Annotated in this window: 9 protein-coding genes; 5 read left to right on the forward strand and 4 right to left on the reverse strand. The window is 70.1% G+C overall.

Annotated elements, in window-relative coordinates; all coding sequences use genetic code 11:
- Positions 1–136 precede the first annotated feature (136 nt).
- Complete coding sequence (locus tag ACFWPJ_RS10230) at positions 137–802, forward strand: ATP-binding protein (protein ID WP_378849409.1); 666 nt, start codon at positions 137–139, stop codon at positions 800–802.
- Positions 803–810: 8 nt separating this feature from the next.
- On the opposite strand, the gene ACFWPJ_RS10235 is transcribed toward ACFWPJ_RS10230, so the two are convergent.
- Positions 811–2,250, reverse strand: a complete 1,440-nt coding sequence (locus ACFWPJ_RS10235) for an ATP-binding protein (RefSeq protein ID WP_378849410.1) — start codon at positions 2,248–2,250, stop codon at positions 811–813.
- A gap of 158 nt (positions 2,251–2,408) precedes the next feature.
- Here ACFWPJ_RS10235 and ACFWPJ_RS10240 point away from each other — a divergent pair, with 158 nt between their 5' ends.
- Entirely contained in the window at positions 2,409–2,822 is a 414-nt protein-coding gene (locus tag ACFWPJ_RS10240; RefSeq protein WP_378849412.1) for a prevent-host-death protein, read from the forward strand.
- Positions 2,819–3,244 carry a cytotoxic translational repressor of toxin-antitoxin stability system gene (locus ACFWPJ_RS10245; protein ID WP_378849414.1) on the forward strand — a complete coding sequence of 142 codons (426 nt, stop codon included), beginning with the start codon at positions 2,819–2,821 and terminating at the stop codon, positions 3,242–3,244. Before ACFWPJ_RS10240 ends, ACFWPJ_RS10245 begins: the two co-directional genes overlap by 4 nt.
- A 176-nt stretch (positions 3,245–3,420) precedes the next feature.
- Here ACFWPJ_RS10245 and ACFWPJ_RS10250 read toward each other — a convergent pair whose 3' ends face one another.
- The 3 genes from ACFWPJ_RS10250 to ACFWPJ_RS10260 form a co-directional block, all read right to left on the reverse strand.
- Positions 3,421–5,163: an NTP transferase domain-containing protein gene (locus ACFWPJ_RS10250; protein WP_378849416.1), complete on the reverse strand. Its 1,743-nt coding sequence runs from the start codon at positions 5,161–5,163 to the stop codon at positions 3,421–3,423.
- A 142-nt stretch (positions 5,164–5,305) separates the two neighbouring features.
- On the reverse strand, positions 5,306–5,596 hold the full coding sequence (locus tag ACFWPJ_RS10255) for an MGMT family protein (protein WP_378849418.1): 291 nt from the start codon (positions 5,594–5,596) through the stop codon (positions 5,306–5,308).
- Between the two features lie 3 nt (positions 5,597–5,599).
- Entirely contained in the window at positions 5,600–6,391 is a 792-nt protein-coding gene (locus tag ACFWPJ_RS10260; RefSeq protein ID WP_378849420.1) for an alpha/beta fold hydrolase, read from the reverse strand.
- An 88-nt stretch (positions 6,392–6,479) separates the two neighbouring features.
- Here ACFWPJ_RS10260 and ACFWPJ_RS10265 point away from each other — a divergent pair, with 88 nt between their 5' ends.
- Both ACFWPJ_RS10265 and ACFWPJ_RS10270 read left to right on the forward strand, forming a co-directional pair.
- Positions 6,480–10,409: an ATP-dependent helicase gene (locus tag ACFWPJ_RS10265; protein WP_378849423.1), complete on the forward strand. Its 3,930-nt coding sequence runs from the start codon at positions 6,480–6,482 to the stop codon at positions 10,407–10,409.
- A partial coding sequence (locus tag ACFWPJ_RS10270; protein WP_378849422.1) for an ATP-dependent helicase occupies positions 10,340–13,777 on the forward strand: 3,438 nt, incomplete at its 3' end. The genes ACFWPJ_RS10265 and ACFWPJ_RS10270, both read left to right, overlap by 70 nt.

Consider the following 13,777-nt stretch of genomic DNA (forward strand, 5'->3'; position numbering starts at 1 on the left):
CGCCAGTGGTGTTTTTTTCCCCCAAGCTGCGACATTTTAACGCGCGGTATTTGCCTAACGAGTTGTTCGGGGCGTCTTTCCCGGGGCTATCGCTATAACTAACGATCGACGGCGACGCACCTTCTTCAGCTCCTACGTGGGGGATCTGATCGCTCGAGATGTCCAGCGACTGTCGGAGATCGAACGTGCCACTGAGATGCGGTCGCTGGTGCAGATGCTGGCGGCCCGTTCCGGGCAGTTGCTTTCCACTGCCACTTTGAGCAACGAGCTCGGGCTCGCCGCGTCCACGGTGAAACGCTATCTGGCGCTGCTCGAGGAGGTCTACCTCATCAAACGCATCCCGGCGTGGTCGCGAAATATCAGTAGCCGGGCGACGACCACACCCAAGCTCGCGTTCGTCGATTCCGGAGTCGCAGCTCACCAGGTCGGCGCGGATGCGCGGAGCCTGCTGCGCCCGACCGGACAGCTCGGCGGACTTCTCGAAGGCTTCGTACTCATGGAACTCGCGCGCCAGCTGTCATGGTCGGATGAAGAGGTTGAGCTCTTTCACTACCGAACCAGGGATAAGGTCGAAGTCGGTGCGGTACTCGAGAACCGGCGGGGTGAAGTGGTCGGCATCGAAGTCAAAGCAGCGTCTACCGTGGCGGCGGGCGACTTCCGTGGCCTCCGGCATCTGGCCGAACGGCTCGGTGACGACTTCCGGGCCGGCATCGTGCTACACACCGGGCAACAAACGCTTCCGTTCGGACCGAAGATGCTTGCCGTGCCGATCAGCGCACTGTGGCAAACCTACGCGCCGTGACCGTGAACTCAGGTTGTCCGCCAGGCCGCGACCAGTTCGTCTGGGCCCCACCAGTCTGCGACAGGGGCGTCGTTGGTGATTCCGGAACGGGATACCGCGATTAGCGGTGTGTCGGGGGTTGTGCCGGGGACTGCGAGGACGGCGCGGGTGAGGGCGTCGTAGTCGTGGCGGTCGAACGGGTGGTTTTCGAGCCATTTGATCGAGCCGACGAAATGTACGGCTTTCGCGACGGGGGACCGGTCGGTGCCGACGAGATCGATCTCGGGGTTGTTGGTGCGGTTCCACCAGCCGCCGATTTCTTCGGTGTCCGGCCAGGATTGGTTGGGGATCAGGCGGAGGAGAGAGGCGCGGATCAAGGGTTCGACCGCTCGGCCACGCCACGATGTCCAGGACCGTTCGATCCGGGACAGGGCGAGGTCGCCGCGGCCGCGTTCGACGAGGGGAATGCCGCGTTCCAGGAAGGCGAGCCAGAAGCGCAGGTAGGAATCGGTGATTCGGTAGCGCTTGTTCCTGGTGTCGGCGATGGTCGACAGGGGGAGGTCGGCGGCCACAATTCGTTTGTCCTGCAAGGTTTTCAGCAACGGGTTGAGGGTGCCCGCGGGCAGTACACCGGTGGACCCAGCCTGTGCGGCGATGGCGCCGAAAGTGCGTTCGCCGCTGCCGATCGCCTGCAGGACCGCGCGGGAGCGAGTGCCCTCCGGGAATTCGCCGAGTAGTGACAGCTCGCCGGTGACAAGGAGCGGCGACAGCGGGTCCGCCGTGGCTTCGCGGAGGAAGTCGAGCCGATCCATGCCCGGGCGCCATGAGGTCAGAATCTGGGGGAACCCGCCGGTGATGAGGCGGGCGTCGATCGCGGCGGCCGCGTCGAGGCCGGTCATTGTCTGCACGTCCGCCACGTCGAGCGGGTCGACGGTCATTGTGGTGGCACAGCCGAAGAACGGCCGGTCGCGGGCGCCAAGCGCTTCCATGACCGAGATGTCGCTGCCGACCAGGATCAGCAGTACGGGTTTGCGGGACAAATCGCGGTCCCACACGGTTTGCAGCGCGCCTTCGAACTCGCGGTCCTGTTCGACGAGCCACGGGACTTCGTCGATGACGGCGATCGAAGGTCGATCGTCAGGTGTGGCGATGGCGAGGGTCCGCAACGCCTGGTTCCAGTCGGCAGCGGGCATCCCACGGACAATTGCCGCGCCGGGGGAGTCGATGCGGCTCGCGGTCTCGACGAAGTCGGCGCGCTCGGCGGCGGGGTTTCGACCGCGTGTCGCCTGGAACGCGCTGTAAGACGTGCCTGAGTGATCGCAGAATTCCTGCACAAGGCGTGATTTGCCGACCCGGCGACGTCCGGTGACTATCACTGCGCGACCGGGCGTACCCGCTTCGCCACCGGCGACCGAGGCGAGTTGACCGGTGAGAAGGCTGAGGTCATGGGCTCGGCCGATGAACTCCATGTCTGCACCTAACTAAGATGTCATCTTACTAAGATTGAATCTTAGTTTAATACTAAGGTGGCGATGGAATGCCGTTGTCGTCACCGGACGGAGTACTTGACGTACTTGACGTACTCGCGGTCCGGCGCCATCATGGGAGGACAAACGGGAGGTCTCGAATGTCGGCGGTTCATTTCGACAACTACACGACGGCACGTGCGCAGCTGAAGCAACTGCTCGACGCGGCAGATGAGGGGCGAGTCGCGACGGTCAAGCGGGACTCGCGCCAAACTGCCGTGGTCGATGCCGAGCGTCTGCGGTACGCCCTGACCCGACTGTGCACGCGCGCTCAGGTTGTCAACGAAGAGGGAGTCTGGGCGGTGTTCCTAGATGGCATCCCGGTTGCCGCTGATGGTGGCACGTTCGACGAGGCGATCCTCGCGATGGTGGATGCCCTTCGTGAGTATGCCGAGGACTGGCAGGACAGGCTGCGCGCTGCCCCGAATCACAGTGAGAACTGGGGTCTCGTTCAGTTGGTCGAGCTCAGTTCCGATGAGCAGCTGCGGGATTGGCTCGTCGGGACCAGACGGTGAAGCGGCCGGAGCCGGCCCGGGATTTTCACGAGCAGTTCTGCCTGATCGAGGAATGGCGGCGAGTTCGTGATGCCCGGGGTTGCACGGGAACTCACCACGTCACCTACGAGCTGCCGCTGCCGGACGGGAGGATTCTGCGGACTCGTATTTCGCGGCCGGTCGATCGAACCGGATACGGGCCACAACTATGGGCACATATCCTCCGCGATCAGCTCATGGTCACCGAGCCGGAATTCTGGAGCTGTGTGCTGGACAAGGTGCGACCCGAGCGTGGGCAGCCGACCCCGCCACGCGAGGCGCTTCCTGCTGACCTTGTGCACCTGCTCGTCCACCGTGTCGGACTGAGCGACACCGATGTCGGGTCGTTGTCGAAAGCCGAGGCGATCGAGCGAGTGAACAAATATTGGGAAACGGGCAGCTGACCCGCATGCGCGTGGTTGCGCTGGGAGATTGCGGCAGATCCACCACCTGCGTAGCGGCAGATCCACCAGCTGCGGTGAAAATACGCGCCCTGATCGGACCCATGACGTTGCCAGGCTATGACCAGTTCATCTGTGCACCAACAACTTGCGACGGGGGTGGTTATCCGGAATTGGGCCTAACTGTGTAGCGGTAGGAACTCGACGATGGTGCCGTCGGTGGCTTCCGGCGGAACGATGACCAGGCCGTCGCGGTCGATCAGGCCGGCGAGGTGGGCGGTGCGGACGGAGGCGTCGCCGGTGTAGCCGCCTTCAGGGGCGTGGCGGGCGGGGGTGATGCGCTGGATGGGGCCTGCGATGTCGGCGGCGTTGTGTAAGGGGCCGCGGAGGGAGCGGGGTGGGGGTGCCGCGGTGCGGCCCGCGACGATCGAGGGGGTGAGGGCCAGGAGGACGGCTATGGCGGCGAAGGGGTTGCCGGGGAGGCCGAGAATGGTTGGGCCGGTGGGGAGTTCGGCTACGACGGTGGAACCGCCTGGGCGCATGGACAATCGCGGGACCACGATGCGGGCTTCGGCGCGGGCGATCGCGGTGCGGAGTTGGTCGGCTGCGCCGCCGCCGGTCGCGCCGACTACTACCAGGAGGTCGAAACCGGCGGTGGCGGTGAGCATCTCGTCGAAGCCGTGGGCGGTGTCGCGCAGGTGGACGCGGTCGACGACGTGGACGCCGAGGCCGGCGAGGATGTCGGGGAGTACCGGGCCGATGGAGTCGCGGGTCTGGCCGGTTTGCAGGGGGCCGGTGCTGCGGATCTCGTCGCCGGTCATCACGATGCGGGCGCGGACGGGGCCGCGGACCAGGCCGGAGGTGACCTCTACCGAGGCGGCCGCGGAGCGGAGCGCGGTGGTGACGCGGGTGCCCGCGGGGGCGAGGAGATCGCCGACCATCTGGTCCTCGCCGCGTCGGCGGATGTCGCCGCGGAGCGGGGTGTCGGGGCGGCGGGTGAGTTCGTCGCCGGTGATCGCGGCGAACTCGTCGCGCAGGACCGAGGTGGTGCTGTCGGGGACGTGGGCGCCGGTGGCGATTCGGACGGCCTCGCCGGGCAGCAGGCCGACCGGTCTCGCGCCGCCGGCGAAACCGATGTCGCGGCGCAGCTGCCAGGGCCCGTCGTCGCCGCACACGGCGTAACCGTCCATCGCGGACACGTCGAAGCGGGGTAGTGCGCCCGCGGCGATGATCGGCGCGGCGAGCGCGGCGCCGCGGACCTCGTCCAGGTGGGCCTCGTAGGCGACCAGCGGGGTCAGGTCGGTGACGAGGCGCGCTCGGGCTTCGGTGAGGTCGAGCCGGGTCGTCGTGGCGGCCAGCGTCTCGCGGGCGCGGCGGACCTCTTCCTCGGTGTCGCAGTCGCCGGTGCCCGGCAGCTCGACCGAGGTCGTCTCGGTGGGCACGATCGCCTTCATCGGCTGGTTGACCAGGGAATCGAGCCCGGCCAGCGCGGCCATGAGGGCGGTGCGCCGCCAGACGCCGACGAGATACTGGGGACGCCCGGAACTGTCGATCGCGAAGACCGCGTCGGTGGTGGATTCGGCTGCCCGGCGCAGCAATTCGCGCACGGTGTCGGCGGTGAGGAACGGCATGTCCGCGGCGAGCACCACGATCCAGGGCGCCGAATCGGGACCCAGAGCGCTCAGGCCGGTGCCGATCGCCGCGACCGGACCCGAACCGGGCGGCACCTCACGGACCTGCTGAATCCGGGTAGCCAGCTCCGGCCGATGCGGCCCGACCACCACGATCTCGCCGCACTCGCGCACCGAGTCCAGCGCCGCGTCGAGCATCGACCGGCCGCCGATCACGATCGCGGGCTTGTCGACCCCGCCCATCCGGCTGGCCCGCCCGCCCGCGAGCACGATCGCGTCGGCGGCGGTCATCGGCTGATTCGGCGTTGGGTGATCGGCACGAATGTCATGCTAGCGGGGCGTGTCGTCGATGCTCGAGCGCCCGGGCGGCGGGCTGAGTTCAGCGCACGAGGTCGAGGTTCTCGCGGATACCGCGGCGTGCCTGGGCCGGGCGTCACAGCCTGGCCGTGCGGAGGTCTACTCGGCCGTCGACGATCGGCACGCCTTCCTCGGCCAGAAGGCGCAGCTGGCGGGTGGCCAGGTGGGGCGACGGGCGGCCGGAGGCGCCGATGACCCGGTGCCAGGGAAGGTCGGCGGAATCGGTGCGCATGATCCAGCCGACGGTGCGGGGTGAGGACAGACCTGCCGCGTTGGCGATGTCGCCGTAGGTGGCGACGCGGCCGGGCGGGATCGCGGCGACCAGCGCGCGGACCCGTTCGACCTGTTCCTCCGTGGTGGCCGCCATCGCCTACAGGGCCGCGGCGATCAGGGCGGCGGCTTCGGCGGGTCGCGCCTGGGCGACCATGTGATCGCAGTCCCAGACTTCGACGGTGAGCCGGTCGCCGAGGTGGGCGGACAGCGCGGCGAGGAACTCGCCGGTGACATACGGCGGCTGCACCTTGGCCGCCCGCACGAGCACGGTCGGCAGATCGGCGGGCGGCAGCACGAACGGCCGCGCGAGCTGACCCCAGTAGGAGGTGATCGCCGGCTGGAAGATCCGCCAGCCGACCCGGCCGCCGTCGGTGGGCACCAGGTGCTCGGCCAGCTCGCGCTCGAGGACCGCCGGGGCGACCTCGTCGGGACTCCAGGCGCTGTGCTGCTTGTCCGACCTGGCCTCGGTGATGTCGGTGTAGTCGGGGGAGGTCAGATTGGCGAGGGCGACCTGTTCGATCAGCTTCGGATCGATGCCGATCGCGGGATCGAGCAGGACCAGCGCGCGCACCAGCTCGGGATGGCGCCGGGCCAGGTGGATGCCTGCCGCGCCGCCGAAGGAGTGGCCGGCCACGACGACCGGGCCGTCGGTCTCGGCGCGCAGCAGCGTGGCGAGGTCGTCGACGATCGTCTCGAAATCCCACGGCGGCAGCGAGCTGGATCGGCCGTGTCCGCGCAGGTCGGGGGCGATGACCCGGGCTTGGGGGAGGTGCTCGGTGGCGAGGGTTTCCCAACGGTTGCCGTGGCCGGTGAGACCGTGCAGGGCGAGGACGACGGGTCCGTCGGCGGGGCCGAAACGGTGGACATGAAGCGAGGACACGACAGCCATTCTGGCCGGTCGCGCACGCTCGCGCAGCGTGTCTGTCCGGCAGGGGAGTGCTGGCGTGTCGTACTGGTCTGTTGCAATAGCCGACGTGGTGCGATCGGATAGCTCGGTGCGACTCGTGCGCCGGACGACGCGGGCGCCCCGGCCGCGAGCCTGGGGCGCCGCTGTGCGCGCGCTGTTCGCCGAGCAGGCCCAGCCCGCGCCGCCACGTCCGGGCTGGCTGCCGTGGCAGGTCCTCGGCGGGCCGGGTACCGGGAAGACTGCCCTGCTCGTCGACCTGGTGACCGCGCGGATCACCGACGGCGCCGACCCGGCGTCGATCCTGGTCCTGACCCACACCAAGCAGGCCGCCGCCGCATTGCGCGACGCGATCACCACCCAGCTCGGCCCGCATGCCGGTGGCATTCCCGGCGCCAGCAGGGAACCGATGGTGCGGACACTGCACTCCTACGCGTTCTCGGTGCTGCGCCGCCACGCCGACCTGCACGGCAACCCGCCGCCCCGGCTGCTCACCGGCGCCGAACAGGACGCGGTGCTGCGCGAGATGCTGCGCGGCGACCTCGCCGACATCGAGGCGGGCGCGCGCGGTCTGTGGCCGCCACGGCTGCAACCCGCGCTGGCGCTGGGCGGGTTCGCCGAACAACTCCGCGATCTGATGTTGCGGGCCACCGAACGCGGGCTCGGCCCCGAAGACCTGATGGCGCTGGGGCGCGAACACGACAATGACGCCTGGGTGGCGGCGGGCCGGTTCTTCCAGCGCTATGAAGAGGCGTCGATGCTGCGGTGGTCGGTCGGTGTCGCGGCGCCGGAGGCGACAGCGCCCGCGCTCGACGCGGCCGAGCTGGTCGGCGCCGCCCTCGACGCGCTGGCCGGTGATCGGAACCTGCTCGCTGCCGAACGTGATCGGACCCGTTATCTGCTCGTCGACGACGCCCAGCATCTCGATCCGCAGGCCGCGACCCTGGTGCGCGCCATCGGCAGCGGCAGTGCGAGCACGGTGATCACGGGTGACCCGGATCAGAGCGTGTTCACCTTCCGCGGTGCCGATTCGCGTTTCCTGGTCGATATCGACACGGTGGCGCAGCGGCGAATCATCTTGCGGCACAACCATCGCAGTGGTGCGCCGATCCGCCTCGCGACTGCCCGGATCGCGGCGCGGTTGCCGGGTAGCGCGCGTCATCGGGTGCTGCCCGGGCAGGAGACGCAACCACCGAAATCTGGTGTTCCTGTCGATCCTGTTGGTGTGGAAGAGGATTCGGACCTAGGCAGTGGTCTGCCGGAGCGGTTCGCGCACGGCGATGGGGTGCTCGGCGAGCTTGCCCTGAGCGGCGGCATCGGCCTGGCCGGCGAGTCTGGGTGGGCCGACCAACCTGAGCGTTCGGGCGGGTCGGTGTCTGGCGGGTCTGGAACAGCCGATGGGCCGGTGCTCGGTGGATCCGGGAACTCCGACGGTGCGGGGGACGGCAGGCCGGTGGGGTCCGGTGAGTCGGGCGCGCCCGACGACCTTGTGCCAGACGAGGAGGTCGACGAGTCGAGCGTGCGGGTTCGCGTGCTGTCGACCGCGGCCAAGGAGGCCGCGCTCATCGCCGACCATCTGCGGCGGGCGCACCTGACCGACGGGATTCCGTGGTCGTCGATGGCGGTGATCGTGCGGTCGGTGCCGCTGTCGCTCGCACCGCTGCGGCGGGCGCTGCTGGCGGCGGGTGTGCCGGTGCGCAGGCCGGCGGTGGCCGAGCCGCTCGCGCGCAGGCGGGGTGCGGCGTGGATGGTGCTGGCGCTGCGGGTCCTGCTGGCGGGTGATCCGTCGCGGCCCGGGTCGCGGCGTGCGATCGATGCCATGTTCTCGCCGGAAGACGCGATGGATCTGCTGGCCGGACCGCTCGGTGGCGCCGATCAGATCGCGCTGCGGCGGTTGCGTCGGGGTGTCCGACGCACGGTCCTCGACCTGGAACGCACCGGTGCGCTGGCCGCCGCCGACCCGTACGCCGACGCCGCCGACCAATTCCTGCTGTGGGACGAAGCGCCGCCACCGCCGCCGGAAATGCCTGAGCCGGAACCGATCGACGACGACTGGCTGCCGCCGGAACCCGACCCCGACGACCCGTTGCGTCCCGACCCCGAACCCGAGTGGGATATCGCCGAACGTCTTCCCGACGACATCGACATCCTCGACGCCGAAACCCTGCCCGCCGCACCGCCGGTCGACATGGGTCCGCCACGGCCGGAACCGGAACCGCCCGCGGTGCCGCTGATCGACCAGTCGTCGGCGGAAGTGCTGCGCGACCTGATCGTCGGCATCGGCGAGGAACGTCTGCTCGACGGACTCACCGAAGTGGAGGCCGCGCCGCTGCAACGCGTGCTGCGCGCCGTGCGCAAGGCCAGGGAGACCCAGACCAGGGGACAGGGCCTCGAAGACGTGCTGTGGACGCTGTGGACCAGCTCGCGGCTGGAACGACGCTGGTTCCGCCAGTCCCGCCGGGGCGGGGCCGCGGGCATGCAGGCCGACCGTGACCTCGACGCGGCCGTCGAATTGTTCGATGCCGCGGCGGCTTACGTCGACCGGCTGCCCAAGGCCAGCATCGAAGGCTTCGTCGAATACCTGCTGCACCAGCAGATTCCGCAGCAGGGCAGGCCGCTGACCGCCGAGGGTGAAGCGGTGTCGCTGCTCAGCGCGCACGCGGCGGCGGGGCGAGAATGGGATGTGGTGGCGGTGGCCGCTGTGCAGGAGGGCATCTGGCCCAACCCGCGCGCCAGGGGCACCCTGTTGCACACCGAGGACCTCGTCGACCTGGTCGCCGGTGTCGACCCCGGCGCGACGACGAGCAGGGCCGCCCCGATTCTCGCCGAGGAACGCAGATTGCTGCTCGTCGCGTGCAGCAGAGCGAGGCGCTCGCTGTTGGTCACCGCGGTCGAATCCGCCGCCGGGGACCAGGATCTCGTGCCGTCGCGTTTCCTCACCGAACTGCTCGGCGACGACGACACCGGCGAACCCGGGGCGCTGCCCGTCGCCGATCCCGGTCGCGCGCTGGTGATGCACGCTCTCGTCGCCGAATTACGCGGCGTGGTCTGCGATCCCACCACCGCACCCGACCGGCGCGACCGGGCCGCCCATCAGCTGGCCCGGCTCGCCGACGCCGGTGTCCCCGGCACCGACCCCGGCGACTGGTACGGCACCGCCGAGCTCAGTTCCGACCGGGAACTGTGGGACGAAGACGATTCCCCGATCGGGCTGTCCCCGTCGACGGTCGAACTGCTGCGCACCTGCCCGCTGCGCTGGGCACTGGAACGCCACGGCGGCACCGACGGCGACAACCCGCATGCCGTCAAGGGCAACCTCGTCCACACACTCGTGCAGGCGCTGGCCGGTGAGGTGCCGGAGGCGCAGGTCCGCGCCGCGCTCGACCAGGCGTGGAAGACGGTCGACCCGGCCACCGGCTGGCACTCCCGGCAGGAACTGCGCCGCACCGAGGCGATGCTGGAGACCTTCCTCGCCTGGGTGCGCACCACCCGCGGCGAACTCACCCAGGCCGGTGTCGAGGTGCCGGTGGACTGCGTGCTGCCCGCGCGGGCGGACGACGAACGCGCCGTGCGGATCCGCGGCCGCATCGACCGGCTGGAACGGGATGCGCAGGGCCGGTTCGTGATTGTCGACGTGAAGACCGGCAAGACACCGGTCAGCGGGAAGGCTGTCGCCGATCATGCCCAGCTGGCCACCTACCAGGTGGCGGCCGCCCACGGCGCGCTCGACGAGGAGGAGTCCGACGGGTCGCCGGTCGCCGATCCCGGTGGCGCGCGGCTGGTCTATGTCGCCAAGCCGCACAACAAGACCGGCGCCACCGAACGCGCCCAGACCGCACTGGACCCCGAAGGTCTCGAGACCTGGCGCGACACGATCCACGACGCCGCCGCCGCCACGCGCGGGCCCGGATACCTGGCCGTGCGCAACGACGGATGCAGGCACTGTCCGGTCGCGGGCAGTTGCCCGGTGCAGGACACCGGACGTCAGGTGACCGACGAGTGAGCGGCGTGCGCGTCACCCCGCGACGGCTGGCCGACGCGCTCGGCCTGCCGCCACCGACCGCCGAGCAGGCCGCGGTCATCGCCGCGCCGCCGGGACCGACGCTCGTGGTGGCCGGCGCGGGCGCGGGCAAGACCGAGACGATGGCCGCGCGCGTGGTGTGGATGGTGGCCAATCAGCTGGTGGCGCCCGACGAAGTACTCGGCCTCACCTTCACCCGGAAAGCCGCCCAGCAGTTGACCTCCCGCATCCGCACCCGCCTCGCGCGGCTGGCCGGTGCGCCGCTGGTACGCGAGATCGACCCGACCGGCGCGCTACGCACGCTGATCTCCGGCGCCGAACCCGAGATCAGCACCTACCACTCGTACGCGGGCAGACTGCTCACCGCGCACGGCCTGCTGCTGCCGGTCGAGCCATCGGCCGCGCTGCTCACCCAGACCCAGCTGTGGCAGCTCGCGCACGAGGTGGTGCGCTCCTGGGACGGCGACCTAGACACCGACCGCACGCCGGTATCGGTGACCGAGGCGGTCCTCGCGCTGTCCGGGCAGCTCGCCGAGCACCTGGTGGAACCGGAACAGCTGGCCGAGGCACACGCCGAGCTGGAGAAGCTGGTCTACACGTTGCCCGCCGGTCCGCGACAGCGCGGCGGGCCGAGCAAGGCGCTGACCGCTGTCGTGGACGCGCAACGTGAGCGAGTGGAGCTGCTACCGCTGGTCCGCCAACTCGCCGAAGCCCTGAACCGCCGTGGCGCACTCGATTTCGGCTCCCAGATGTCCCTGGCCGCGCAGTTGGCGGTCGACCACTCGGAGGTCGCCGCCGCCGAACGCGCCCGGTTCAAACTGGTCCTGCTCGACGAATACCAGGACACGGGTCACGCCCAGCGGGTGCTGCTGTCGGCCCTGTTCGGCAACGCCGAGGCCGTGCGAAAGGACCGGCCCCGCCCGGTGCGCGTGCGCAGCCTTGCGCCTACTACCCAGGCGCCGGACGCCGACATGTTGTGGGGCCCAGCGGATCACCTCGACTCGGCGCGATCTGACCAGCTCACCGGGGCGCGCGGCGACGGCGGCGACCGGGATGGCGGGCGCGCCCATGGTGCTGTCGACGGCGACTTCAGCCGCGCAGACGAAGGCGGCACGGCACGACACGGGGCAGGCGCGGTCACGGATGAGCAGCCACACGGTCACAGGAAAGCCGGGTCGGGCGGTGACACCCTCGCCGTGACCGCGGTGGGTGACCCGATGCAGTCGATTTACGGCTGGCGTGGCGCCTCCGCAGCCAACCTTCCACGATTCGCGACCGATTTCCCTACTGCGCCAGGTGTTCCCGCGCCGATCCTGCCGCTGCTGACCAGCTGGCGGAATCCGCCGGAAGCGCTGGCACTGGCGAACCTGGTCGCCGATCCGCTGCGATTGCGCGCCAAGGCGGCGGGCGGTGCCACGGTCGACGCGCTGCGGGCCAAGCCCGAGGCGCATTCGGGAACCGTCGAACTGGCGCTCACGGAAACTGTCGCTCAGGAGCGTGACTGGATTGCCGAGCGGATCGCGCGGGAATGGGCGTCGGCGCGAGAAGCCGAGCAGCCGCCACCGACGTCGGCTGTGCTGATCCGGCGCAACGCGGATGCGGCGCCGATCGCGGAGGCCTTGCGTGAACAAGGGCTTCCGGTCGAAATCGTCGGTCTCGGTGGACTACTGGCGACACCGGAGGTGGCCGATATCGTCGCTACCCTGCGGCTGATCTCCGAACCCGGAACCGGCAGCGCCGCGATCCGCATCCTCACCGGTGCGCGCTGGCGTCTCGGGGTCGCCGATCTCGCCGCACTGGCCAGGCGCGCGCGGATGCTGTCGATCGGCAGCCTGTCCGGCGACGCCGCCAACGCCATCACCGACGCGGCCGGACTGGCGACGGCGTTGCGTGAGGTCGCACCGGAACCCACCGAGCAGGCGGGACTGGCGGACGCCATCGCCGATCCCGGTGCGCCGGACCAGTATTCGGAAGCCGGGTTCGCCCGGATCATCGCCCTGGGCGAGGAGCTGGCCGCACTGCGCGAACGTAGCGGTCAGCCGCTGGTCGAGCTCGTCGCCGATGTCGAACGCACCATCGGTGTCGGCGTGGAGACCCAGGCCAGACGCGCCATCGCCGGTGGTGGTGCGGGCCGCGAGCACCTAGACGCGTTCGCCGAGGTGGTGGCCGGATACGCGGCCGACTCCCGGGCGTCGCTGAGTGGCCTGCTGGCCTTCTTCACCGCCGCCGAATCGGTCGAAAACGGTTTGGAGCCTGGTGAAGTGGAGGTCGCGCGCGATCGCGTGCAGGTGCTCACCGTGCACGCGGCCAAGGGATTGGAATGGGAGGTCGTCGCGGTACCTCATGTGAGCGCGTCGGTGTTCCCGTCGACGACCGCGCTGAGCACCTGGCTCGGCGCGCTCACCGAACTGCCCACCTCCCTGCGCGGCGACCGCGCCCAGCCCGACGCGTCCGAGGGCGTGCCGGTCCTCGACCTGACCCGGGTGGGTGATCGGTCCGAACTCGAGCACGCCATCGCCGATCACAAGGAGGCGCTCAAGAGCCGCCGACTCGACGAGGAACGCAGGCTGTTCTACGTCGCGCTCACCAGAACCGAACGGGTACTGCTGGTTTCGGCCTATTACTGGCCCGAGACCGGCACCGCGCAGAAGGGACCGTCGGAGTTCCTGCTCGAACTCAAACAGTCCAACGAGGACCCGGACAGCGCGGCCTTCGGCGTCGCCACGATCGCCCGCTGGGACGACCAACCGCCGCCCGACGCCGTCAACCCGTTCGCCGACAACCCGCCCACCGCCCAGTGGCCGCGCGACCCGCTCGGCGGCCGCCGCGACCCGATCGAACAGGGCGCCGCGCTCGTCCGCGAGGCGCTCGAACAGTTGCGTTCGGGCCCAGCCGATCCCGAGGCGGATGACGACGACCCGGAAGGCTGGGCCACCGACGTCGACGCCCTGCTCGCCGAATTCACCGCCGCCGAACTCGCCGAACAACAGGTGGAACTGCCCGGCCAGCTGCCCGCCACCGCCCTCGTCGAACTGCGCGCCGACCCCATCCGCCTGGCCGCCCGCCTGCGCCGCCCACTGCCGTACCCGCCGAACCCGATGGCGCGGCGCGGCACCGCTTTTCACGCCTGGGTGCAGTCCTGGTTCGGCACCGAAGAGCTGCTCGGCCTCGACGAACTGCCCGGCGCCGCCGACAGCACGGCCGAAATGGGCCGCGCCGACCAGGAACTCGCCGCCATGCAGGCGGCGTTTCGCCGCGGGCCGGGGGGGGCCCCCCACCCCCCACACCACCGAGAGGGCGTGCGAAACACCACCACGGGGCCCCCCCTATACGGCGCGCGCGGGGCCCCG

It is taken from the genome of Nocardia sp. NPDC058497 (assembly GCF_042720195.1).
Classification (GTDB): domain Bacteria; phylum Actinomycetota; class Actinomycetes; order Mycobacteriales; family Mycobacteriaceae; genus Nocardia.